This is a genomic window from Streptomyces spiramenti (assembly GCF_012034385.1).
Lineage (GTDB): Bacteria > Actinomycetota > Actinomycetes > Streptomycetales > Streptomycetaceae > Streptomyces > Streptomyces spiramenti.
In genome coordinates, this window is the sequence record NZ_JAAVJB010000005.1 from 15,834 (window position 1) to 38,172 (window position 22,339).

The following is a 22,339-nucleotide window of genomic DNA, read 5'->3' on the forward strand; positions in this document are numbered from 1 at the left end:
CCTGTCCCCTCGTGACGACCCTGATCATCATCTGCGCCGTACTGCTCCTGACGGGGGTCTACCTCAGCTGGACCGCGGGCCGCCTCGACCGGCTCCACACCCGCATCGACGCCGCCAGGGCAGCGCTCGACGCGCAACTGCTGCGGCGCGCCTCCGTCGCGCAGGAACTGGCGACCTCGGGGGTCTTCGACCCCGCCGCATCGATGGTGCTCTACCAGGCGGCGCACGCCGCCAGGCAGGCGGAGCCGGACCACCGCGAGGTCGCCGAGAGCGAGCTGAGCCAGGCGCTGCGCGCGGTCTTCGGCGAGCCCGGCCAGGTCACCGCGGTCCGCGAGGCACCCGGCGGCGCGGAGGCCGTGAGCGAGCTGGGCGCCGCGGTGCGACGCGTCCCCATGGCGCGGAGGTTCCACAACGACGGGGTGCGCGCGGCGCGTGCCCTGCACCGCCACCGCAAGGTCCGCTGGTTCCGGCTCGCCGGTCACGCCGCCTTCCCGCTCGCGTTCGAGATGGACGACGAGCCCCCCGCGGCACTCGCCGCCCGTGCCGCCGGCCCGGGAGCCACCCGGGGCACCTGACGGGGGCCAACGGCGCGGCGCTGCGGTCCACCGATCGGGGATTGGCCCTTTGCCGCCCACCGCGCCGTCCGCTTTCATCGGTGACGAACCGGTTCGGCCCGCACGCCCGGCACCAGGAGGGCGAACGTCGCGGCCCCACCGGCACCCGACAACCGACGAGAGGTCGCCTCGTGTCCACCACGCCCCCCAGCACGTCCGACGCCACTACCGGTACCACCGCCGAGACCGGCACCGCGCGGGTCAAGCGCGGCATGGCCGAGCAGCTCAAGGGTGGCGTCATCATGGACGTGGTCACGCCGGAGCAGGCGAAGATCGCCGAGGACGCCGGCGCGGTCGCGGTCATGGCGCTGGAGCGGGTCCCCGCCGACATCCGCAAGGACGGCGGCGTCGCCCGTATGTCCGACCCGGACATGATCGAGGGCATCATCGAGGCCGTCTCGATCCCGGTCATGGCCAAGTCCCGGATCGGCCACTTCGTCGAGGCGCAGATCCTCCAGGCGCTCGGTGTCGACTACATCGACGAGTCCGAGGTCCTCACCCCGGCCGACGAGGTCAACCACAGCGACAAGTTCGCCTTCACCACCCCCTTCGTCTGCGGTGCCACCAACCTGGGCGAGGCGCTGCGCCGCATCGCCGAGGGTGCGGCGATGATCCGCTCCAAGGGCGAGGCCGGCACCGGCAACGTCGTCGAGGCGGTCCGCCACATGCGGCAGATCCGCGGCGAGATCGCCCGCCTCCGCGGCTACGACCGCAACGAGCTCTACGCCGCCGCCAAGGAGCTGCGCGCCCCCTACGAGCTGGTCGCCGAGGTCGCCGCGCTCGGCAAGCTCCCGGTGGTGCTCTTCTCCGCCGGTGGTGTCGCCACCCCCGCCGACGCGGCGCTGATGCGCCAGCTCGGCGCCGAGGGCGTCTTCGTGGGCTCCGGCATCTTCAAGTCCGGCGACCCGGCCAAGCGCGCCGCCGCCATCGTGAAGGCCACCACCTTCTACGACGACCCCAAGGTCATCGCCGACGCCTCCCGGGCGCTGGGCGAGGCCATGGTCGGGATCAACTGCGACGACCTCCCCGACAGCCAGCGGTACGCCGACCGCGGCTGGTGACCCCGGCCCCCGGTCGCACCGCCTGCTGACTGCGGCGCGACCGGTCCCCACGCGACCGACCCCGGCGGGCGGGCCGTGCCCCGGCACGCCCCGCCCGCCGCACCCGTTCCCGAAAGGCCAGCCGTGACCACCCCGAACCCCACCGAAGCCGCGCTCCGCCCCGCCGTCGGTGTGCTCGCCCTCCAGGGCGACGTACGTGAGCACCTGGCGGCGCTCACCGCCGTCGGCGCACGGGCCACCACCGTTCGCCGCCCCGAGGAGCTGGCCGCGGTCGACGGTCTGGTGATCCCCGGCGGGGAGTCGACCACGATCTCCAAGCTCGCGGTCGCCTTCGGTCTCATGCAGCCGCTGCGCGCCCGCGTGCGTGCCGGGATGCCCGTCTACGGGTCCTGCGCCGGGATGATCATGCTGGCCGACGGCATCCTCGACCCGCGATCCGGCCAGGAGACGGTGGGGGGCATCGAGATGGTCGTGCGGCGCAACGCCTTCGGGCGTCAGAACGAGTCCTTCGAGGCGAGCCTCCCGGTCGCCGGGATCGAGGGCGGCCCGGTGCACGGTGTCTTCATCCGCGCTCCCTGGGTCGAGTCGGTCGGCGACGGCGCCGAGGTGCTGGCGAGGTACGAGGGCCACCCCGTGGCCGTGCGGCAGGGGCCGCTGCTGGCGACGGCGTTCCACCCGGAGCTGACCGGGGACACCCGGGTGCACCGGCTCTTCACCGACATGGTGGCGCTCACCACCGGAGCGCCGGACGTCGCGGGCGAGGCCGCGGGGGCCGGGCGGTAGGATTCCGGTCCCGGTACTGTTGGTGACTGTGAAGGAGCGAGGCTGTGTCCGGCCACTCTAAGTGGGCAACCACAAAGCACAAGAAGGCCGTGATCGATGCCAAGCGCGGCAAGCTCTTCGCCAAGCTGATCAAGAACATCGAGGTCGCGGCGCGCACCGGCGGGGCCGACCCCGACGGTAACCCGACGCTCTTCGACGCCATCCAGAAGGCGAAGAAGAGCTCGGTGCCCAACAAGAACATCGACTCCGCCGTGAAGCGCGGCGCGGGGATCGAGGCCGGCGGCGCCGACTACGAGACGATCATGTACGAGGGCTACGGCCCCAACGGTGTGGCCGTCCTCATCGAGTGCCTCACCGACAACCGGAACCGCGCCGCCTCCGACGTACGGGTCGCGATGACCCGCAACGGCGGCTCGATGGCCGACCCCGGTTCCGTCTCCTACCTCTTCAACCGCAAGGGCGTCGTCATCGTGCCCAAGAGCGGGCTGAGCGAGGACGAGGTCCTCGGTGCGGTCCTCGAAGCCGGCGTCGAGGAGGTCAACGACATCGGTGAGTCCTTCGAGGTGCTCAGTGAGGCCGGCGACCTCGTCGCGGTGCGCACCGCCCTGCAGGAGGCGGGTATCGACTACGACTCCGCCGAGGCGAACTTCGTCCCCACCATGCAGGTGGAGCTCGACGAGGACGGCGCGCGCAAGATCTTCAAGCTCGTCGACGCGCTGGAGGACAGCGACGACGTGCAGAACGTCTTCGCCAACTTCGACGTCTCCGACGAGGTCATGGAGAAGGTCGAGGCCTGACCGGCAGGCGTCATCCGCGGACCACGGGCGGCACGCCCGGCGCCCTCACAGGCGTCGGGGGCCGCCCGTCCGCGCGTTCCGGGGCGGGACGCCCCGCCCCGGGCGGGACACGGGCGGGCCGCTGGCCCGCGCTGTCGGTGGCGGCCGGTAGCCTGCTCGAAGTGCGGAGACGAGGAGGCGCGTTGCGAGTTCTGGGGGTCGATCCCGGGCTGACCAGGTGCGGGGTCGGAGTCGTGGAGGGCGAGGCCGGTCGTCCGCTGCGGATGGTCGCGGTCGGAACGCTCCGCACGCCCGTCGAGGCGGAGGTCCCGGAGCGGCTCCGTCTCCTGGAGGTCGGCCTGGAGGAGTGGTTGGACACCCACCGGCCCGAACGCGTCGCCGTGGAACGGGTCTTCAGCCAGCACAACGTCCGCTCCGTCATGGGTACGGCCCAGGCCAGCGCCGTGGCGATGCTCTGCGCCGCCCGCCGCGACCTCCCGGTCGCGCTGCACACCCCGAGCGAGGTCAAGGCCGCCGTCACCGGCAGCGGTCGCGCCGAGAAGGCGCAGGTCGGCGCGATGGTGACCCGGCTGCTGCGCCTCACCGAGCTGCCCCGGCCCGCCGACGCCGCCGACGCCCTCGCCCTCGCGATCTGCCACATCTGGCGTGCGCCCGCCCAGCAGCGCCTCGCCCGCGAGAGCCTCCGGTCGCGCACCGCCGCATCCCGTCTCCCGAAGGGCGCCCGTCCATGATCGCCTCCATCCAGGGCACCGTCGCCGCCCTCACGCCCGACGCGGCCGTCATCGAGGTCGGCGGGTTCGGCGTGAGCGTCCAGTGCGGACCGGGGACCCTCGCCACCCTGCGTGCCGGCGAGGCCGCCCGCCTCGCGACCTCGCTCGTCGTGCGCGAGGAGTCGCTGACGCTCTACGGCTTCGTCGACGACGACGAGCGGCAGACCTTCGAACTCCTCCAGACCGCCAGCGGCGTCGGACCCCGGCTCGCCCAGGCGATGCTCGCGGTCCACACCCCGGACGTCCTGCGCGCCGCCGTCGCCACCGGCGACGAGAAGGCGCTCACCGCCGTCCCCGGCATCGGCAAGAAGGGCGCGCAGAAACTCCTGCTGGAGCTCAAGGACCGGCTCGGCGCGCCCACCGGCGGCCCTGTCCGCGCCCCGGCTGCCGCCCGCGGCCCGTCGCCCTGGCAGGACCAGTTGCACGGTGCGCTCGTCGGTCTGGGCTACGCCCCGCGGGAGGCGGAGGAAGCGGTCGTCTCCGTCACCCCCCGCGCGGAGGCCGAGCAGGCCGAGGGCAGGACGCCGGAGACCGGCGCGCTGCTCCGCGCCGCCCTGCAGTCGCTGGGCCGTCCCCGCTGACCGGGCGGCCGAACCCGCCGACCGGTACCACCAGCCCGGGCCCGAGCCCCTCCCCGTCGCCGAACCCCGAGGAATCCCGATGACCCCCATCGCCCCGCCGACCACCCGCGACAGCCGGGGGGCCCGGGCATGAGCGTGGAACCCGGTGGGGAGCGGTTGGTGGACTACGACGCCGACAGCGAGGACCGCGCGGTCGAGGCAGCGCTGCGTCCCCGGCAGCTGGGCGAGTTCATCGGGCAGGAACGCGTCCGGGAGCAGCTGGACCTGGTGCTGCGCGCCGCCCGCGAGCGGGGGGCCACCGCCGACCACGTGCTGCTCTCCGGCGCGCCCGGCCTGGGCAAGACCACTCTCTCGATGATCATCGCCGCCGAGATGGGCGCCCCGATCCGGATCACCTCCGGGCCTGCGATCCAGCACGCGGGCGACCTCGCGTCCATCCTCTCCTCGCTCCAGGAGGGCGAGGTGCTCTTCCTCGACGAGATACACCGCATGTCGCGGCCCGCCGAGGAGATGCTCTACATCGCGATGGAGGACTTCCGGGTCGACGTCATCGTGGGCAAGGGGCCGGGGGCCACCGCGATCCCGCTGGAGCTGCCGCCCTTCACCCTGGTCGGCGCCACCACACGGGCGGGGCTGCTGCCGCCGCCGCTGCGCGACCGGTTCGGGTTCACCGCGCACATGGAGTTCTACGCCCCGGCCGAGCTCGAACGGGTCGTGCACCGCTCCGCCGGGCTCCTCGACGTCGAGGTGGACCCCGCGGGAGCCGCCGAGATCGCCGGCCGCTCGCGCGGTACGCCCCGGATCGCGAACCGGCTGCTGCGCCGGGTCCGCGACTACGCGCAGGTCAAGGCGGACGGTTCCATCGACCGGGAGACCGCCTCGCGCGCTCTGGAGGTGTACGAGGTCGACGAACGCGGGCTGGACCGACTGGACCGCGCGGTCCTGGAGGCACTGCTGAAGCTGTTCGGCGGTGGGCCGGTCGGGCTGTCGACGCTCGCCGTGGCGGTGGGGGAGGAGCGGGAGACGGTCGAGGAGGTCGCCGAGCCCTTCCTCGTCCGGGAGGGGCTGCTCGCGAGGACCCCGCGGGGCCGGGTCGCCACCCCCGCGGCATGGGCCCATCTGGGTCTGACGCCCCCCGCGCAGCAGGCCGGACAGCCCGGCCTCTTCGGGGGCTGACCAGGCGGGCCCGCGTCTCCGGGGCGGTGGTGCACGGCGGGGTCGGGAACGCCCCGGGAGGTCGCGGTCCGGCGACTTCCCGGCCTCGGTGGTAACGGATCGCCTCTCGGGAACCCCGTGGTGTGTCCGCGACGTTGTTCCCCTGGTGAAGCCTCGCTTAGACTGCGCCGACGCCACCCCCGACGAGTGGCGATCCCACCCCAGACCAGGTCGAACGCTCGACGCTCGGCCGCGCTAAGGAATGTCCTCCGCCGTGGAACTTCTTCTTCCGTTCATCCTGCTCATCGGTGTCATGCTTCTCATGACCCGATCGGCCAAGAACAAGCAGCGCCAGGCTATGGAGATGCGCAATTCCATGGAACCCGGCACCGGTGTCCGCACGATCGGCGGCCTCTACGCCATGGTCGTCGAGGTCCGCGAGGACGCGGTCCTGCTGGAGTCCGAGGACGGCTCGCAGCTGCTGTTCGCCAAGAACGCCATCGGCGCGGTGCTGGAGCCCGAGGAGTACGAGCGCATCCTCAGTGGTGACGACGGCTACGACGCCGAGGACGCCCCGGTGGTTCCGGACGACGCCTCCTCGCTGACCGGTACCGACGACGAGCGCGACGCCGAGGAGCGCCGTATCGGCCTCGACAAGGACGGGGACGCCGAGGGCACCACCAAGCCCGAGGCCACCACCGAGCCCGAGGGCACCGACTCGCCGGACGCCCCGTCCACCGGGACCGAGGACACCGAATCCAAGGGCTCCTCGCGCGACGGCGAGAACGGGTCCAAGCCCTGACCGCACACTGACGCCGGCTCGCGGGCCGGCGTCAGTGCCGTAGGTCGTGCCCATTCATCCCGTGAACCGTGCCGCCACCACCGGGCGCGGTGCCGTTGGACAGAGAGAGACGAAAAGGTGGCTGGACCCAACCAGGGCCTCAGGTCTTCCCAGAAGAAGGAATTCAGGTCCACGCAGGCCAAGCCCGGCCGCGCGCTCCTCCTGATCCTGCTGCTCGCCGTGATGCTCACCGGCGGCATGCTGCTCTCCGGGGAGAAGTCCCCCCGGCTGGGGATCGACCTCGCAGGTGGTACGAGCATCACACTCACCGCCACGTCCGACGCCCGCAACGAGGGGGCGGTCAACTCGACCAACCTCAACACCGCGGTGGACATCATCGAGCGCCGTGTCAACGGCCTCGGTGTCTCCGAGGTGGAGGTGCAGGCGCAGGGCGACCGCAACATCATCATCAACATCCCCCAGGGCACGGACGAGCAGCAGGCGCGCGAGCAGGTCGGCACGACCGCGCAGCTCGGTTTCCGTCCCGTCCTGGACGCCCAGATGGTGGGCCAGCCCGGCGAGGAAGTCCCCGAGGGGGAGGAGCCGCCGGCGGAGGAGGAGGCCGAGACCGAGGAGGGTGCGGACGCGCCGTCGGACGACGCCGAGGGCGAGGACTCCGAGGAGGGCACGGAGGGCGACGGCACCGAGTCCAGTGACAACAGCCTCCCCGAGCTCTCCGCTCCCGGGGCCGTCACCGGCGCGACCCAGGCCGCCTTCCGGACCCAGGACGACTCCACCGAGGAGCCCGGCACCGAGGAGGGCGAGGCCCCCGAGGACGACGCTCTTCAGCCCGGTGGCCTCGGTGCCCAGCTCACCGAGCTGGACTGCTCCACCCTCGAAGCCCGGTTGGCGAGCAGCAACGAGAACTCGGCCGCGGGTGACGACGAGGCCATCGTGGCCTGCGACGCCGACGGCATGGTGAAGTACGAGCTCGGCCCGGTCGCCGTCCCCGGCACCGACGTCAGCTCCGCGGACTCGATCTACGACAACCAGTCCGGGCAGGGCTGGATCGTCAACATGGAGTTCAACTCCGCGGGTGCGACCAAGTTCGCCAACATCACCAACGAGCTGCGCACCCAGATGCAGCCGCGCAACCAGTTCGCCATCACGCTGGACGGCGAGGTCGTCTCGGCGCCCCGCGTCAGCGAGCGGCTCGCGGGCGGCTCGGCGACGATCTCCGGCACCTTCGACGAGGAGTCGGCCGGTGAGCTCGCCAACATCCTGAAGTTCGGCGCCCTGCCGATCAGCTTCGAGGAGGGCAACTACAGCACCATCTCCGCGTCGCTCGGTGGTGACCAGCTCAAGGCGGGTCTGATCGCCGGCGGCATCGGTCTGCTGCTGGTCTTCGGGTACCTGCTCTACTACTACCGCGCGCTCTCCCTGGTGGCGATCTTCAGCCTCGCCGCCATGGCCTACCTGACGTACGTGATCATGACGTTGCTGGGCCCGGCCATCGGCTTCGCGATGAGCCTGCCCGCGATCTGCGGTGCGATCGTCGCGATCGGCATCACGGCGGACTCGTTCATCATCTACTTCGAGCGCATCCGCGACGAGGTACGTGAGGGACGGCCGGTCCGCGCCGCCATCGAGCGGGCGTGGCCCCGGGCGCGCCGCACCATCGTCATCTCCGACGTGGTGTCCTTCCTCGCCGCGATCGTGCTCTTCCTTGTCTCCGTCGGTTCGGTGCAGGGCTTCGCCTTCGTGCTCGGTCTGACCACGGCGCTGGACCTGATCATCGTGTTCCTGCTCACGAAGCCGCTGGTCACGCTCGCCGCGCGTCGCCCGTTCTTCGCCAAGGGGCACAAGTGGTCCGGGCTCGACCCCAAGCGGTTGGGCGCACGTCCGCCGATCCGGCGCTCCATGAGCCGCCCCACCACCGTTCCCGCCGAACCGAAGGAGGCGTGAGATGGCACGGCTGAGCACGCTCGGCGCCAGGCTGTACCGCGGCGAGACCGCCTATGACTTCGTCGGCAAGCGGAAGTTCTGGTACGCCATCTCCGTCCTGCTCGTCATCGTCTCCCTGACCGGACTCGGGGTGCGCGGACTCTTCCTCGGGGTGGAGTTCCAGGGCGGCGCCGTCTACAACACCCCGGACAGCAGTTCGCTGACGGTGGAGGAAGCCCGGGACGTCGTCCGCGAGACCGTCGCTCAGGAAGCGCGGGTGCAGACCGTCGGCGACGGCGGGGCGCTGCGCATCCAGGTGACCGACCTGGAGACCGAGCAGTCGGACGTGACGCGCGCCGCGATCGCCGAGGCCGCCGGTGTCCCGGTCGAGGAGGTGGACGCGGAGCTGGTCGGCCCCAGCTGGGGCGAGCAGATGACCGAGAAGGCCTTCCAGGGCATGATCATCTTCATGCTCCTGGTCTGCGTCTACCTGGCCATCACCTTCGAGTGGCGCATGTCGTTGGCGGCGATGGTCGCCTTGCTCTTCGACCTGATCGTCACCATCGGGGTCTACGCGCTGGCGGGATTCGAGGTGACGCCGGGCACGGTGGTCGGGTTGCTGACGATTCTCAGCTACTCGATCTACGACACTGTGGTCGTCTTCGACAAGGCGCAGGAAAAGACGGCCGACCTGGAGAAACAGAGCAGGTTCACCTACGGGGAACTCAGCAACCAGGCCGTCAACGCCACCATCGTCCGGTCGATGAACACCTCCATCACCGGCGCCCTGCCGGTGGCGGCGCTGCTGTTCATCGGCACCGGTCTGCTGGGCGGCGGCATGCTCAAGGACATTGCGTTGCCGCTGCTGGTCGGCCTGATCGCGGGCACCTACTCCTCGCTCTTCATCGCCGTCCCCGTGGTGGTGGACTTCAAGCTCCGTGACCCCGCCATCCGCTCGCACGAGCGCAAGGTGCTGGCCAAGCGCGCGGAGCGCGGCGGCAGCGCGCCGTCGCCCGCCGCCGGCCAGCCCTCGACCGGACTGCCTGGGCAGGGCGGCGAGGCCATGACGGAGGAGGAGTCCGAGGCCGCGGCGCACGCCGCCGCCACCGGACAGGTCACCGTCGAGCGTCGCCAACCGGTCTCGCGCGGCCGGAACCGGGGTCGCCCCTCGGGCAAGCGCCGATGAGCGGGGTGGAGACAGCGGCGCCGCTCGCCGGCGGCGACCGTGAGCTGCTCCTCAACGCCATCCGCGACGTCGCGGACCACCCCCGGGCGGGTGTGGTGTTCAAGGACATCACCCCGCTGCTCGCCGATCCCCACGCCTTCTCGGTCCTCACCGACGCGCTGGCCGCCGCGGTCACGCGGCAGGGTGCCACCGCCGTCGCCGGGCTGGAGGCGCGCGGGTTCATCCTCGCCGCCCCGGCCGCGCTGCGCGCCGGCGTCGGCTTCGTCCCGGTCCGCAAGGCCGGGAAGCTGCCCGGCGAGACGATGGGGGAGAGGTACGAGCTGGAGTACGGCACGGCCGAGGTGGAACTGCACACCGACGCCGTGGGCCCCGGGGACCGGGTGCTGGTCATCGACGACGTGCTCGCCACCGGCGGTACCGCCGAGGCGTCGGTCCGGCTGATCCGCCGCACCGGAGCCGAGGTCGTCGGAGTGACGGTCCTGCTGGAGCTGGGGTTCCTCGGCGGTCGCGAGCGGCTGCTGTCGGCCCTGGACGGGACTCCGCTGGAGTCGCTGATCACCGTGTGAGTCCGGTTCCGGCGCGCCGGAACCGGAGAGCCGTCTCGGGGGTCGGCCCGAGCGCCCCGGCTCCCGTCCCCGGCCCGGCGCCGCAGGAACGCCCGATTCCGGAACACCCCGCACACGTCCGGACACCCGGTGCGACGCCGTGCCCCGCCGGGTCGGCAACGGCCCCGGGGAAGCGCCCGGCCAGGCCCGTCGGACAGGCCGGGGGTCCCGCACGGTCGCTACCATGGCAGTCCGATCGTCTCCCGGGAGTGCACTTGCCAGACGAGCCCACACCGCGCACCCCCGCCGGGCGGCCCCAGGGCGAGCAGGCCCGGGACCGCGTCGGCGCGGACCGGGACGACGCCGCGCAGGGAGCCCCACGGCCCGCCGGTGGCGCCACCGCGATCAGCACCCGAGGGGGTTCGACGCCCCCGCCAGCCGCCGCGCAGCCGGCGCCGTCACCGCCCGCCGAGGCCCCCGCGCCGCAGCCGCCCGTCTCCGGGATCTCCGGCCGCTCCGGCTCCTCCAACCGTGTCCGCGCCCGCCTGGCACGCCTCGGCGTGCAGCGCTCCACCCCGTACAACCCCGTGCTGGAACCCCTGCTGCGAGTGGTGCGGGCCAACGACCCCAAGGCCGACACCGCCGTCCTGCGGCAGCTGGAGCGGGCCTACCAGGTCGCCGAGCGGTGGCACCGCGGGCAGAAGCGCAAGAGCGGCGACCCGTACATCACCCACCCGCTGGCCGTGACGACGATCCTGGCCGAGCTGGGCATGGACCCGGCCACGCTGATGGCGGGCCTGCTCCACGACACGGTCGAGGACACCGAGTACGGCCTGGACACCCTGCGCCGCGACTTCGGCGACCAGGTCGCCCTGCTGGTGGACGGCGTCACCAAGCTGGACAAGGTCAAGTTCGGCGAGGCCGCGCAGGCCGAGACGGTCCGCAAGATGGTCGTCGCCATGGCCAAGGACCCCCGTGTCCTGGTCATCAAGCTCGCCGACCGGCTCCACAACATGCGCACCATGCGGTTCCTGAAGCGGGAGAAGCAGGAGCAGAAGGCCCGCGAGACGCTGGAGATCTACGCGCCGCTCGCCCACCGCCTGGGCATGAACACCATCAAGTGGGAGCTGGAGGATCTGGCGTTCGCCATCCTCTACCCCAAGATGTACGACGAGATCGTGCGGCTGGTCGCCGAGCGCGCCCCCAAGCGGGACGAGTACCTCGCGACCGTCATCGACGAGGTCCTCGGGGACCTCCGGGGCGCCCGCATCAAGGCGACGGTCACCGGCCGACCCAAGCACTACTACAGCGTCTACCAGAAGATGATCGTCCGTGGCCGGGACTTCGCCGAGATCTACGACCTGGTGGGCATCCGGGTCCTCGTCGACTCCGTCCGCGACTGCTACGGCGCGCTGGGCACCGTCCACGCACGGTGGAATCCCGTGCCGGGGCGGTTCAAGGACTACATCGCGATGCCCAAGTTCAACATGTACCAGTCGCTGCACACGACGGTGATAGGACCCGGCGGCAAGCCCGTCGAGCTCCAGATCCGCACCTTCGACATGCACCGCCGGGCCGAGTACGGCATCGCGGCGCACTGGAAGTACAAGCAGCAGGCCGTCGCCGGTGCCTCCAAGGTCCGCAGCGACGCCCCCGCCCGCAAGGGGGAGAAGGCGGGCGAGGCGGTCAACGACATGGCCTGGTTGCGGCAGCTGCTGGACTGGCAGAAGGAGACGGAGGACCCGGGCGAGTTCCTGGAGTCGCTCCGCTTCGACCTCTCCCGCAACGAGGTCTTCGTCTTCACCCCCAAGGGCGACGTCATCGCCCTGCCGACCGGGGCGACCCCGGTGGACTTCGCCTACGCCGTCCACACCGAGGTCGGTCACCGCACGATAGGGGCGAAGGTCAACGGCAGGCTCGTGCCGCTGGAGTCGACCCTGGACAACGGGGACACCGTGGAGGTCTTCACTTCCAAGGCGTCGGGTGCCGGCCCCTCCCGGGACTGGCTGGGCTTCGTCAAGTCGCCCCGGGCCCGCAACAAGATCCGCGGCTGGTTCTCGCGCGAGCGGCGGGACGAGGCGATCGAGCAGGGCAAGGACGCCATCGTCCGCGCGATGCGCAAACAGAACCTGCCGATCCAGCACATACTGACCGGCGACTCACTGGTCACCCTCGCCCACGAGATGCGCTACCCCGACATCTCCTCGCTCTACGCGGCGATCGGGGAGAACCACGTCTCGGCGCAGAGCGTCGTGCAGAAGCTCGTGCAGGCCGTCGGCGGCGAGGAGGCCGCCAACGAGGACGTGGCCGAGACCGCCCCGCCGGTGCCCGCCTCCCTCGGCCGGCGCCGCAGCAGCGGCGACCCCGGCGTCGTCGTCAAGGGCACCGACGACGTCTGGGTCAAGCTCGCCCGCTGCTGCACACCCGTGCCGGGCGACCCGATCATCGGCTTTGTGACCCGCGGCAGCGGCGTCTCGGTCCACCGGGCGGACTGCGTCAACGTCGACGCGCTCTCCCGTGAGCCCGAGCGGATGCTGGAGGTCGAGTGGGCACCCACCCAGTCCTCGGTCTTCCTGGTCGCCATCCAGGTGGAGGCGTTGGACCGCTCCCGCCTGCTGTCCGACGTCACCCGAATCCTCTCCGACCAGCATGTCAACATCCTCTCGGCCGCGGTGCAGACCTCGCGCGACCGGGTGGCCATCTCCCGCTTCACCTTCGAGATGGGCGACCCCAAGCACCTGGGGCACGTGCTGCGCGCGGTGCGCGGCGTCGAGGGCGTCTACGACGTCTACCGCGTCACCTCCGCCCGCCGAGGCGGCTGACGGGAGCGGCGGCTCTCACGACGACGGGCCGGTCGGTGGTCTCAGCCGCCGAACTCGCGCAGCCCCTTCACCGCCTGGTCCAGCAGCTCCTGACGGCCCGCCAGCTCACGCTCCAGCTTCTCCGCCTTCGCCGTGTTCCCGGCGGCACGCGCCTGGTCGGCCTGGCGCCGCAGCTTGTCGACCGCGTCCTGGAGCTGGCCGGTCAGCCCCGCGGCCCGGGCGCGCGCCTCCGGGTTGGTCCGGCGCCACTCGCCCTCCTCGGCCTCCGCGACGGCACGCTCCACCGCCTGGATGCCGCCCTCCACCGAGGCACGGGCGTCCCGCGGCACGTGACCGATGGCCTCCCAGCGCTCGCCGATGGAACGGAGAGCGGCGCGGGCCACCTTCACGTCGGTGATCGGCAGCAGCTTCTGCGCCTCTGTGACCAACTCCTCCTTGCGGGTCAGGTTCTCGCGCTGCTCGGCGTCCCGCTCGTCGAAGACCGTGCCCCGCGCCTGGAAGAAGACGTCCTGCGCCGCCCGGAAGCGCGCCCACAGGTCCTCCTCGGCGTCCCGCTGCGCCCGCCCGGCCGCCTTCCAGTCCCGCATGAGGTCGCGGTACCGGGCAGCGGTGGGAGCCCAGTCGGTCGAGGTGGAGAGCTTCTCGGCCTCGGCGATCAGCTTCTCCTTGCGGCGCCTGGTCTCCTCGCGCTGCGCGTCCAGCGAGGCGAAGTGGGCCTTGCGGCGCTTGGAGAACGCCGACCGCGCCTGGGAGAACCGGTGCCACAGCTCGTCGTCGGTCCTGCGGTCCAGCCGCGGCAGGCCCTTCCAGGTGTCGACCAGTGCCCGCAGCCGCTCGCCCGCGGAGCGCCACTGCTCGCTGGCGGCCAGCTCCTCGGCCTCGGCGACCAGTGCCTCCTTGGCCTTGCGGGACTCCTCGCTCTGCTTCGCCTTGTCGGCCTTGCGCTGCTCCCGGCGCTCGCCGACGGTCGTCACCAATGTGTCGAGCCGCCGGGAGAGCGCGTCCAGGTCGCCCACTGCCGCGCCCGCGTCCACCTGCTCGCGCAGGTGGTCCACGGCGGCGGTGGCGTCCTTCGCCGACAGGTCGGTGGTCCGCACCCGGCGCTCCAGCAGCCCGATCTCGACCACCAGGCCCTCGTACTTCCGCTCGAAGTAAGCGAGGGCCTCCTCCGGCGAGCCCGCCTGCCAGGAGCCGGCGACCTTCTCCCCGTCGGCAGTCCGCACGTACACGGTGCCGGTCTCGTCGACTCGACCCCACGGATCGCTGCTCACAGCGCCTCCTCCATTTGACGCCCGCCCGGTCGTCGCCCGGGTGGCATCGTCCACAGTTCCCAGCCCGGACGGCCCGTGCGCGTCGGCCGGGTCGTCCGGTGGCGGCCCGCACCACACAGTGCCCCGCCCCACGCCCCAACATAGGCGACGGGCGGGCCGGCTGTCCGCACCTCCAGGGGCCCAACTTCCGGCAGGTCCGCACGGCCGGGCCACTGGGCGCCCGTGACCTCCCGGTCACCGGCGAACCGGTTGGCGCCGCGCTCCCCGCCGCCGGTAGGGTGCGGTGACGCACGGCGACCGGCCCGGCCGGGACACCACCCGGCCCGGCGGACGTCGCCGCAGCCGGAGCCGCGAGGAGAGTTGGGACCGACATGCTGATCGCCGGCTTCCCCGCAGGAGCGTGGGGCACCAACTGCTATCTGGTCGCCCCCGCCGCCGGTGAGGAGTGCGTGATCATCGACCCCGGCCACCAGGCCGCCGACGCCGTCGCGCAGACGGTCGAGAAGCACGGCCTCAAGCCGGTGGCCGCCCTCGCGACCCACGGCCACATCGACCACGTCGCCTCGGTGACACCGCTCTGCGGCGCGCGGTCCATCCCCGCTTGGATCCATCCCGAGGACCGCTACATGCTGGGCGACCCGGAGAAGGCGCTCGGCCGCCGCCTCGGCGAGAGGCTGATGGGCGACCTGACGCTGGGCGAACCCGACGACCTGCGGGAACTCGTCGACGGCACCACCCTCCGCCTCGCCGGGCTGGAGCTCGTCGTCTCGCACGCCCCCGGCCACACCCGCGGCTCGGTCACCTTCGGTCTCCCCGAACAGTCCGACGTGCCCCCGGTCCTCTTCACCGGCGACCTGCTCTTCGCCGGCTCCATCGGCCGGACCGACCTGCCCGGCGGCGACCATCCGGAGATCCTCCGGTCCCTGGAACGCGTCTGCCTCGCCCAGGACGACACCACGGTCGTCCTCGCCGGGCACGGCCCCCAGACCACCATCGGCCACGAGCGCGCCACCAACCCCTTCCTGCGGGAGACGGCAGCCGGCCCCGGGGCGGACGGCGCGACACCGCCGGCCGCCCCCCGTCGAGGAATGTGACGACCACACCCCGTGAATACTTTCCGTGCCCCCAAGGGCACCTACGACCTGCTCCCGCCCGACTCCGCGCGGTTCCTCGCGGTCCGCGAGGCGATGTCCGCGCCGCTGCGCCGGGCGGGCTACGGCTACGCGGAGACCCCCGGCTTCGAGCACGTGGGCCTGTTCGCACGCGGCGTCGGTGAGTCCACCGACATCGTCACCAAGGAGATGTACACCCTCACCACCCGCGGCGGCGACGAGCTCGCCCTGCGGCCGGAGGGCACGGCCTCGGTGCTGCGCGCCGCCCTGGAGGCCAACCTCCACAAGTCCGGCAACCTGCCGGTGAAGCTCTGGTACTCGGGCTCCTACTACCGCTACGAGCGTCCCCAGAAGGGCCGTTACCGGCACTTCTCCCAGGTCGGCGCCGAAGCGGTGGGAGCAGAGGACCCGGCTCTCGACGCGGAGCTGATCATCCTGGCGGTGGAGGCGCACCGGTCGCTCGGACTGCGGGAGGTGCGGCTGCTGCTCAACTCGCTGGGCGACCGCGTCTGCCGGCCGGTCTACCGCGAGGCCCTCCAGGAGTTCCTGCGCGGACTGGACCTGGACGACGACACCCGGGCACGCGCGGAGATCAACCCGCTGCGCGTCCTGGACGACAAGCGGCCCGCGGTCCGCGAGCAACTCGTCGGCGCCCCGCTGATGAGCGAGCACCTCTGCGCCGACTGCGCCGAGTACCACCGGCGGGTCCGCGCGCTGCTGACCGCCGCCGGTGTCACCTTCGAGGACGACCCCCGTCTCGTGCGCGGTCTCGACTACTACACCCGTACTACGTTCGAATTCGTACACGACGGGCTCGGCGCGCAGTCCGCGATCGGCGGCGGCGGCCGGTACGACGGCCTCTCGGAGATGATCGGTGGCCCGCCCCTTCCGTCGGTCGGCTGGGCGCTGGGGGTGGACCGCACCGTCCTCGCGCTCGACGCGGAGGGCGTCGGGCCGGAGCTCCCGCCCACGACCGAGGTCTACGCGGTGCCGATCGGCGAGGAGGCCCGCAGCGCGCTGTTCGCGCTGGTCACCGAGGTGCGCCGGGCGGGGATCGCCGCCGACTTCGCCTTCGGCGGCAAGGGCATGAAGAACGCCATGAAGTCCGCGGACCGGTCCGGCGCACGGTTCGCCGTGGTCGCCGGCGACCGCGACCTGGCGGACGGGCGGGTCCAGCTGAAGGACCTCGCCAGTGGTGAGCAGACCGCGGTGGCGCTCGACGGTGCCGTCGAGGAGTTGACCAGGAGGCTCGGCCGGTCCTGAGAACCGGTCCTTCCGGCCTTATCCCGAACCGACACCGCTCGTGCACAATGGGCTGTCGCCAGGTCCCGCTCGCGGGTCCCGGCCCCCACCGCGAGCCGATGACGGGACGCCCACCACATGACAACGACCGCAGCGCACCAGGATTCCGACGCGGACACCGCCGACCCGTCGCCCGGTGCGCCGATCGGGGCCGGACGGCCCTTCGCCTGGCTGCTGGTGGTGACCGGCTTCCTCGGCCTCCTGGCCGGGTGGGTCATCACGATCGACAAGTTCAATCTGCTGGAGGACAGCGAGTACGACCCGGCGTGCAGCATCAACGCCGTCGTCTCCTGCGGTTCGATCATGCAGAGCGACCAGGCGTCGGTCTTCGGGTTCCCCAACCCGATGCTCGGCCTCGTCACCTACGGCGCCGTCATCGCGATCGGCATGGGCCTGGTGGCGGGCGCCCGCTACCACCGCTGGTTCTGGCTGGGCCTCCAGGGCGGCACCCTCTTCGGCGTGGTCTTCTGCACCTGGCTGATGTACCAGTCCCTCTACGTGATCTCGGCGCTCTGCCTCTGGTGCTGCCTCGCCTGGCTCGCCACCATCGTCATGTTCTGGTACACCACGGTCCACAACCTCCGCCACCGCGTGCTCCCGGCCCCCGAGGGGCTGCGCCGCACCGTCCTGGAGTTCCACTGGCTGCTGCCTGCGCTGCACGTCGGCATCGTGCTGATGCTCGTCTTCACCAACTGGGGCAGCGCCCTCTGGGCGTGAGCCGCCCGGCTCCTCGCCGCGCCCACGCGCGCGGCCCCCACGGCCCACCCGCCCTCGGCGGGCGGGCCGTCGGCGTCCGCGAGTAGGGTTGCCGCCGTGGAGCCCGATCTGTTCACCGCAGCCGCAGAGGAACGCCAGGAGCGAGAGCCGGCGGGACGCCCGCTGGCGGTGCGGATGCGTCCGCGCTCGCTGGACGAGGTGCTGGGCCAGCGCCACCTCCTCGGCCCCGGCTCGCCCCTGCGGCGGCTCGTGGGAGAGGGCGGCGGCGGACCCGCCGGACCGGCCTCCGTCATCCTGTGGGGACCGCCCGGCACGGGAAAGACCACGCTGGCGCACGTCGTCAGTCGGGCCACGGACCGCCGCTTCGTCGAGCTCTCGGCCATCACCGCCGGCGTCAAGGAGGTCCGTGCCGTCATCGACGGCGCCCGCCGCTCCGCCGGCGCCTACGGCAAGGACACCGTCCTCTTCCTCGACGAGATCCACCGCTTCTCCAAGGCGCAGCAGGACTCGCTGCTCCCGGCGGTGGAGAACCGCTGGGTGACCCTGATCGCCGCGACGACGGAGAACCCCTACTTCTCCGTGATCTCACCGCTGCTCTCCCGCTCCCTGCTGCTCACCCTCGAACCGCTCACGGAGGACGACCTCCGCGGCCTGCTGCGGCGGGCCGTCGGCGACGAGCGGGGGCTGGGCGGGCTGGTGACGCTCCCCGATGACGCGGAGGAACACCTGCTGCGCATCGCCGGCGGGGACGCCCGGCGGGCGCTCACCGCGCTGGAGGCGGGAGCGGGCGCCGCGCTGGACGCGGGGGAGTCCTCGGTGACTCTGGAACGACTGGAGCAGGCGGTGGACCGCGCCGCGGTGCGCTACGACCGCGACGGCGACCAGCACTATGACGTGGCCAGCGCCCTGATCAAGTCGATCCGGGGTTCGGACGTGGACGCCGCCCTGCACTACCTGGCCCGCATGATCGAGGCGGGGGAGGACCCCCGGTTCATCGCGCGCCGGCTGATGATCTCCGCCTCGGAGGACATCGGCATGGCCGAGCCGACCGCCCTGTCGACCGCGGTGGCCGCCGCGCAGGCGGTGGCGCTCATCGGGTACCCGGAGGCGCGCATCATCCTCGGACAGGCGGTGGTGGCGCTGGCGCTGGCACCGAAGTCGAACGCCGCCTACCTGGCGATCGACGCGGCACTGGCCGACGTGCGGGCCGGCGCGGCGGGTCCGGTGCCGCCGCACCTGCGGGACGCGCACTACAAGGGTGCGGCGAAGCTGGGGCACGGCAGCACCTACCAGTACCCCCACGACCTGCCCGGCGGTATCGCCGCCCAGCAGTACGCGCCCGACGCCGTCCACGGCAAGCGGTACTACCGGCCCACCCGGTACGGAGCGGAGGCGCGGTACGCGGAGGTCGCCGAGCGGGTGCGCGAGCGCCTGTCGGGCCGGCGGCCCCGCCCCGAGCGGACGGGGCGCGGCGAGGGGGAGACGGCCGCGCCGGACACCGCCGCCGAGGGCGCCGGGAGCGGGCCGCGGCAGGTCGAGGCGGGAGCGGACGAGGACTGAGCTGAGAGCGTCCTCACGACCGCACGCCCGGGCGGGTGGCGCCGGGAGCGTCCGTCCGCCCCGGTTGCCGGGAGCATCCGAGGACGGCCGGGCAGGCGGGCGCCCGCGCCCCACGGCCGCCCGTGCCCGACTCCGCGAGCCGATCCCGGCGCGGTGCCCCCCGCGCTCCGGGGTCGCCGCTTCGCCGTCGGGCCTCTTGCCCCTCCCCGTCGTCGCCGGGAGGGGCGGAGCGTTCGCCGCGCCTCAGCGGGCCACCGAGGCGAAGAGGTGGTGCATGGCGTGCCGCAGCCCGACGATGTCGTCCACCGGCGTGTGGAAGTCGAAGCGGGCGTCGAAGCCCCGGCCGCCTGGGCGCCAGAACCGCAGACGGATACCGAAGCGGTCCAGCGCCACGGGGGCGACGTGCTGCCACGGCTCGACCGCCGGGCGGCTCGCCGCGTCCTGCTCCCCGACGAAGGCGCACAGCGCCTCCAACTGGTCCTGGTGTGCGCCGGCGAGGTGCTGGAGCAGTTCGGCCTCGTGCCGGGCCAGCGGGTCCGGCCGGGAGCCGATGAAGTCCTCCGCGCTGACGGACGAGGCGCCCCACAGGTCGTCGGTCCAGGCGTCGTCCGGCTCCAGCCGGAGGAAGGTCTCACCCTCGTCCCGCAGCGGCACCCTGCCCCCGAAGAGCCTGGCGGTGTCGGCGTGGCGGGTGCGGGGGACCGCGTCGAGCCGCCCGCTGATCCAGCCACGGCCCCGGATGCGGTGCGGGACGGCCACCGGCGCGACGTCCGTGATCTCCAGCACTGCGCCGACGTCGTGGACGGCGGTGAGTTCGGCGGCGGCGACGGCCCGTGCGGCGGGTGCCGTGGCGCTGACCAGCATCACCACGGTGCCGTCCGTGTCGACCGCGCGGGTCTCGGCGTGGGTGATCCCGAGGGGGCCGGTTTGTCCTCCGGCCCTGGGACCTGGGATGCTGATTACCGCAGAGGCATCCGATTCGGCTAGAGTGCGCAGGCGCTCGGCGGCATGAGGCTGCCGAACATCGTCTGCGGGACGCGGCTGACCCGTCATGGGGCTCCCTGGGCGAAGTAATGCGCTGTCCGACTAAGGTAAGCCTAACCTAACTTATTGCGGAGGTTCGTTCCACGTGAACCAGTCGCGTCCCAAGGTCAAGAAGTCGCGTGCTCTCGGCATCGCGCTGACCCCGAAGGCCGTCAAGTACTTCGAGAAGCGCCCTTACCCGCCCGGGGAGCACGGCCGGGGCCGCAAGCAGAACAGTGACTACAAGGTCCGTCTGCTGGAGAAGCAGCGGCTGCGTGCCCAGTACGACGTCAGCGAGCGTCAGCTGGTCCGCGCCTACGACCGCGCGCGCAAGGTCGACGCCAAGACCGGTGAGGCCCTGCTCATCGAGCTCGAGCGTCGCCTCGACGCCCTGGTGCTGCGTTCGGGCCTGGCCCGAACCATCTACCAGGCCCGTCAGATGGTCGTCCACGGCCACATCCAGGTGAACGGCAAGAAGGTCGACAAGCCTTCCTTCCGCGTCCGCCCGGGCGACGTCGTGCAGGTCCGCGAGCGCAGCCGCGAGAAGCACCCCTTCCAGGTCGCCCGCGAGGGTGGCTACGCCGGTGAGGGCGAGTCCCCGCGCTACCTGGAGATCAACCTCCCGGCGCTGGGCTTCCGCCTGGACCGCGACCCCAACCGCCGCGAGATCCCCGTGATCTGCGACGAGCAGCTGGTCGTCGAGTACTACGCCCGCTGACGCCCGCGCCGCCGGCTCCCGGCCGGCGGTGAGCGAGGCATCCCCACTGCCGTCCCGCGTGAAGCGGGGCGGCAGTGGTGTACCCGGACCCGGTCCGCGGTGCGGGCCGCCCCGTGCCACCCGCGCACCGCGGAGCGGCGTGCGACTCCACCGACCGCCCCGCGCGGTAGGCTCCGGACTCGTCCCCCGCCCGAAGGCGGGTGGGCGACGGGGGAGTCGAGACAACGACGACCGAGGAAAGTGGTGCGGTGTGTCCGGTGGAGAAGTGGCCGGCATTCTGGTGGCGGTGTTCTGGGCGATCCTCGTGTCGTTCCTGGCCGTCGCCCTCTACCGGCTGGCCCAGACACTCCGGGCCGCCACCCGGTTGGTGACGAGCGTCACCGAGCAGGCGGTGCCCCTCCTCGGGGAGGCCTCGGTGACGGTACGCACGGCCCAGAACCAACTGGCCCGCGTCGACGCCATCGCCTCCGACGTCCAGGAGGTCACCGCCAACGCCTCCGCGCTGTCCTCGACGGTCTCCACCACCTTCGGCGGCCCGCTCGTCAAGGTCGCCGCCTTCGGCTACGGCGTCCGGCAGGCGCTCGGCCGCCGCGGCAACCGCACCCCCGACACGTCGCGCACGGAGCGCGGTCGCACCGTTCCCGGTGCGCGCCGCCCCCGGCGCGGGAGGAGCTGACCCGCTTCCATGTTCCGCCGTGCCTTCTGGTTCGGAGCAGGCGCCGCCGCCGGCGCCTGGGCCACCACCAAGGTCCACCGCAAGCTCCGGTCGCTGACCCCCGAGTCGCTGGCGCAGCGCGCCGCCGACCGGGCGGTCGACACCGGCCACCGGATGCGCGAGTTCGCACTCGACGTGCGCACCGGGATGACGCGTCGTGAGGACGAGCTGCACGACGCCCTCGGCCTCAACCACGGACCGGACGAGCCGGGCGTCCTCCCCGGGCAGGTCCTTCCCGAATGGGTGGAGCGGCCCGGGATCGAGCCGGGGCGACGGGAGCGGTGAGAGTGCGCCGTCGTACCCCCGCCTCCCTGTGGTGCGCCACCGAGGCCGGGGAGGGCCGGTGATGCGCCGCGGACGGCGACTCGCGGTGGACGTGGGTGACGCCCGTATCGGCGTGGCCAGCAGCGACCCCGACGGCCTGCTGGCGACCCCCGTGGAGACCGTTCCCGGAAGGGACCGTGCGGGCGCCCTGCGGCGCCTCAGCGCGATCGTGGCCGAGTACGAGCCACTGGAGGTCGTCGTCGGTCTGCCGCGGTCCCTGAGCGGCCAGGAAGGGCCCGCGGCCACCAAGGTGCGTGATTTCGCCGGGGAGTTGGCGAAACTGGTCACACCCGTGCCCGTCCGGCTGGTGGACGAGCGTATGAGTACCGTCACGGCGGCGCAGTCGATGCGTGCCTCCGGAGTCTCCTCCCGCAAGGGCCGATCCCGTATCGACCAGGCCGCGGCGGTGGTGATCCTGCAGAGTGCGCTGGAGACGGAGCGCTCTTCGGGGCGTCCACCGGGGCAGTGCGTCGAGATGGGCGGTTGATCGCGGTGCGGTAACGTGCCGCGCGAGATGGCAGTCAATCGAACATCGCGGACGGCCCGCGGAGATGTTCG

General features: G+C 72.5%; 22 protein-coding genes. 20 read left to right on the plus strand and 2 right to left on the minus strand.

Going from position 1 to position 22,339, the window contains the following annotated elements; translation table 11 throughout:
- The first annotated feature begins 11 nt into the window (after nucleotides 1-11).
- The 12 genes from HCJ92_RS01360 (at nucleotide 12) to HCJ92_RS01415 (ending at nucleotide 13,039) form a co-directional block, all read left to right on the plus strand.
- A complete protein-coding gene (locus tag HCJ92_RS01360; protein WP_167931493.1) occupies nucleotides 12-575 on the plus strand; it encodes a hypothetical protein in 564 nt (187 codons plus the stop codon).
- 170 nt (nucleotides 576-745) lie between these two features.
- The gene (gene pdxS / locus HCJ92_RS01365; RefSeq protein WP_167931494.1) at nucleotides 746-1,675 is read left to right on the plus strand and encodes a pyridoxal 5'-phosphate synthase lyase subunit PdxS; all 930 of its coding nucleotides are present in this window, start codon (nucleotides 746-748) and stop codon (nucleotides 1,673-1,675) included.
- A gap of 123 nt (nucleotides 1,676-1,798) precedes the next feature.
- Nucleotides 1,799-2,458, plus strand: a complete 660-nt coding sequence (pdxT, locus tag HCJ92_RS01370; RefSeq protein ID WP_167931495.1) for a pyridoxal 5'-phosphate synthase glutaminase subunit PdxT — start codon at nucleotides 1,799-1,801, stop codon at nucleotides 2,456-2,458.
- A 44-nt stretch (nucleotides 2,459-2,502) separates the two neighbouring features.
- Nucleotides 2,503-3,255: a YebC/PmpR family DNA-binding transcriptional regulator gene (locus HCJ92_RS01375; RefSeq protein WP_167931496.1), complete on the plus strand. Its 753-nt coding sequence runs from the start codon at nucleotides 2,503-2,505 to the stop codon at nucleotides 3,253-3,255.
- Nucleotides 3,256-3,437: 182 nt separating this feature from the next.
- Nucleotides 3,438-3,986, plus strand: coding sequence for a crossover junction endodeoxyribonuclease RuvC (gene ruvC / locus HCJ92_RS01380; protein WP_167931497.1), 549 nt, complete (start codon nucleotides 3,438-3,440; stop codon nucleotides 3,984-3,986).
- Nucleotides 3,983-4,606 carry a Holliday junction branch migration protein RuvA gene (ruvA, locus tag HCJ92_RS01385; RefSeq protein WP_167931498.1) on the plus strand — a complete coding sequence of 208 codons (624 nt, stop codon included), beginning with the start codon at nucleotides 3,983-3,985 and terminating at the stop codon, nucleotides 4,604-4,606. The genes ruvC and ruvA overlap by 4 nt, the downstream gene beginning before the upstream one ends.
- Nucleotides 4,607-4,735: 129 nt before the next feature.
- Complete coding sequence (gene ruvB, locus HCJ92_RS01390; protein ID WP_167931499.1) at nucleotides 4,736-5,782, plus strand: Holliday junction branch migration DNA helicase RuvB; 1,047 nt, start codon at nucleotides 4,736-4,738, stop codon at nucleotides 5,780-5,782.
- A 253-nt stretch (nucleotides 5,783-6,035) separates the two neighbouring features.
- Nucleotides 6,036-6,563, plus strand: coding sequence for a preprotein translocase subunit YajC (gene yajC / locus HCJ92_RS01395; protein ID WP_420824656.1), 528 nt, complete (start codon nucleotides 6,036-6,038; stop codon nucleotides 6,561-6,563).
- A 117-nt stretch (nucleotides 6,564-6,680) separates the two neighbouring features.
- Nucleotides 6,681-8,507 carry a protein translocase subunit SecD gene (secD, locus tag HCJ92_RS01400; RefSeq protein ID WP_420824657.1) on the plus strand — a complete coding sequence of 609 codons (1,827 nt, stop codon included), beginning with the start codon at nucleotides 6,681-6,683 and terminating at the stop codon, nucleotides 8,505-8,507.
- A 1-nt stretch (nucleotide 8,508) separates the two neighbouring features.
- A complete protein-coding gene (gene secF / locus HCJ92_RS01405) occupies nucleotides 8,509-9,672 on the plus strand; it encodes a protein translocase subunit SecF (RefSeq protein WP_167931501.1) in 1,164 nt (387 codons plus the stop codon).
- Nucleotides 9,669-10,238, plus strand: coding sequence for an adenine phosphoribosyltransferase (locus tag HCJ92_RS01410; RefSeq protein WP_167931502.1), 570 nt, complete (start codon nucleotides 9,669-9,671; stop codon nucleotides 10,236-10,238). Before secF ends, HCJ92_RS01410 begins: the two co-directional genes overlap by 4 nt.
- Nucleotides 10,239-10,621: 383 nt before the next feature.
- A complete protein-coding gene (locus tag HCJ92_RS01415) occupies nucleotides 10,622-13,039 on the plus strand; it encodes a RelA/SpoT family protein (RefSeq protein ID WP_420824658.1) in 2,418 nt (805 codons plus the stop codon).
- 41 nt (nucleotides 13,040-13,080) lie between these two features.
- Here HCJ92_RS01415 and HCJ92_RS01420 read toward each other — a convergent pair whose 3' ends face one another.
- A complete protein-coding gene (locus HCJ92_RS01420) occupies nucleotides 13,081-14,310 on the minus strand; it encodes a DUF349 domain-containing protein (protein WP_167931504.1) in 1,230 nt (409 codons plus the stop codon).
- Nucleotides 14,311-14,681: 371 nt separating this feature from the next.
- Between HCJ92_RS01420 and HCJ92_RS01425 the strand changes: the two genes are divergently transcribed.
- The 4 genes from HCJ92_RS01425 to HCJ92_RS01440 all read left to right on the plus strand — a co-directional run bounded on the left by HCJ92_RS01425 (nucleotide 14,682) and on the right by HCJ92_RS01440 (nucleotide 19,001).
- Nucleotides 14,682-15,404, plus strand: a complete 723-nt coding sequence (locus HCJ92_RS01425) for an MBL fold metallo-hydrolase (RefSeq protein ID WP_167931505.1) — start codon at nucleotides 14,682-14,684, stop codon at nucleotides 15,402-15,404.
- A 12-nt stretch (nucleotides 15,405-15,416) separates the two neighbouring features.
- Entirely contained in the window at nucleotides 15,417-16,685 is a 1,269-nt protein-coding gene (gene hisS, locus HCJ92_RS01430; protein ID WP_167931506.1) for a histidine--tRNA ligase, read from the plus strand.
- A gap of 117 nt (nucleotides 16,686-16,802) precedes the next feature.
- Nucleotides 16,803-17,441 carry a vitamin K epoxide reductase family protein gene (locus tag HCJ92_RS01435; RefSeq protein ID WP_167931507.1) on the plus strand — a complete coding sequence of 213 codons (639 nt, stop codon included), beginning with the start codon at nucleotides 16,803-16,805 and terminating at the stop codon, nucleotides 17,439-17,441.
- 96 nt (nucleotides 17,442-17,537) lie between these two features.
- Nucleotides 17,538-19,001: a replication-associated recombination protein A gene (locus HCJ92_RS01440; protein WP_338053962.1), complete on the plus strand. Its 1,464-nt coding sequence runs from the start codon at nucleotides 17,538-17,540 to the stop codon at nucleotides 18,999-19,001.
- A gap of 243 nt (nucleotides 19,002-19,244) precedes the next feature.
- Here the strand turns inward: HCJ92_RS01440 and HCJ92_RS01445 are convergent, their stop codons facing one another.
- On the minus strand, nucleotides 19,245-19,865 hold the full coding sequence (locus tag HCJ92_RS01445; protein ID WP_338053964.1) for a DUF2470 domain-containing protein: 621 nt from the start codon (nucleotides 19,863-19,865) through the stop codon (nucleotides 19,245-19,247).
- Nucleotides 19,866-20,130: 265 nt separating this feature from the next.
- Here HCJ92_RS01445 and rpsD point away from each other — a divergent pair, with 265 nt between their 5' ends.
- The 4 genes from rpsD (at nucleotide 20,131) to ruvX (ending at nucleotide 22,268) form a co-directional block, all read left to right on the plus strand.
- A complete protein-coding gene (rpsD, locus tag HCJ92_RS01450) occupies nucleotides 20,131-20,742 on the plus strand; it encodes a 30S ribosomal protein S4 (RefSeq protein WP_167931509.1) in 612 nt (203 codons plus the stop codon).
- A gap of 250 nt (nucleotides 20,743-20,992) precedes the next feature.
- On the plus strand, nucleotides 20,993-21,418 hold the full coding sequence (locus tag HCJ92_RS01455) for a DUF948 domain-containing protein (RefSeq protein WP_167931510.1): 426 nt from the start codon (nucleotides 20,993-20,995) through the stop codon (nucleotides 21,416-21,418).
- Between the two features lie 9 nt (nucleotides 21,419-21,427).
- The gene (locus HCJ92_RS01460) at nucleotides 21,428-21,742 is read left to right on the plus strand and encodes a DUF6167 family protein (protein ID WP_167931511.1); all 315 of its coding nucleotides are present in this window, start codon (nucleotides 21,428-21,430) and stop codon (nucleotides 21,740-21,742) included.
- A 61-nt stretch (nucleotides 21,743-21,803) separates the two neighbouring features.
- Entirely contained in the window at nucleotides 21,804-22,268 is a 465-nt protein-coding gene (gene ruvX, locus HCJ92_RS01465) for a Holliday junction resolvase RuvX (protein WP_167931512.1), read from the plus strand.
- Nucleotides 22,269-22,339: the final 71 nt, after the last annotated feature.

Coding starts and splice junctions, on each gene's coding strand:
- secF (WP_167931501.1), top strand. CDS start 8,509: ATGGCACGGCTGAGCACGCTCGGCGCCAGGCTGTACCGCGGCGAGACC.
- HCJ92_RS01435 (WP_167931507.1), top strand. CDS start 16,803: ATGACAACGACCGCAGCGCACCAGGATTCCGACGCGGACACCGCCGAC.
- HCJ92_RS01445 (WP_338053964.1), bottom strand. CDS start 19,865: ATGCTGGTCAGCGCCACGGCACCCGCCGCACGGGCCGTCGCCGCCGCC.
- HCJ92_RS01410 (WP_167931502.1), top strand. CDS start 9,669: ATGAGCGGGGTGGAGACAGCGGCGCCGCTCGCCGGCGGCGACCGTGAG.
- HCJ92_RS01425 (WP_167931505.1), top strand. CDS start 14,682: ATGCTGATCGCCGGCTTCCCCGCAGGAGCGTGGGGCACCAACTGCTAT.
- ruvB (WP_167931499.1), top strand. CDS start 4,736: ATGAGCGTGGAACCCGGTGGGGAGCGGTTGGTGGACTACGACGCCGAC.
- ruvA (WP_167931498.1), top strand. CDS start 3,983: ATGATCGCCTCCATCCAGGGCACCGTCGCCGCCCTCACGCCCGACGCG.
- ruvX (WP_167931512.1), top strand. CDS start 21,804: ATGCGCCGCGGACGGCGACTCGCGGTGGACGTGGGTGACGCCCGTATC.
- HCJ92_RS01460 (WP_167931511.1), top strand. CDS start 21,428: ATGTTCCGCCGTGCCTTCTGGTTCGGAGCAGGCGCCGCCGCCGGCGCC.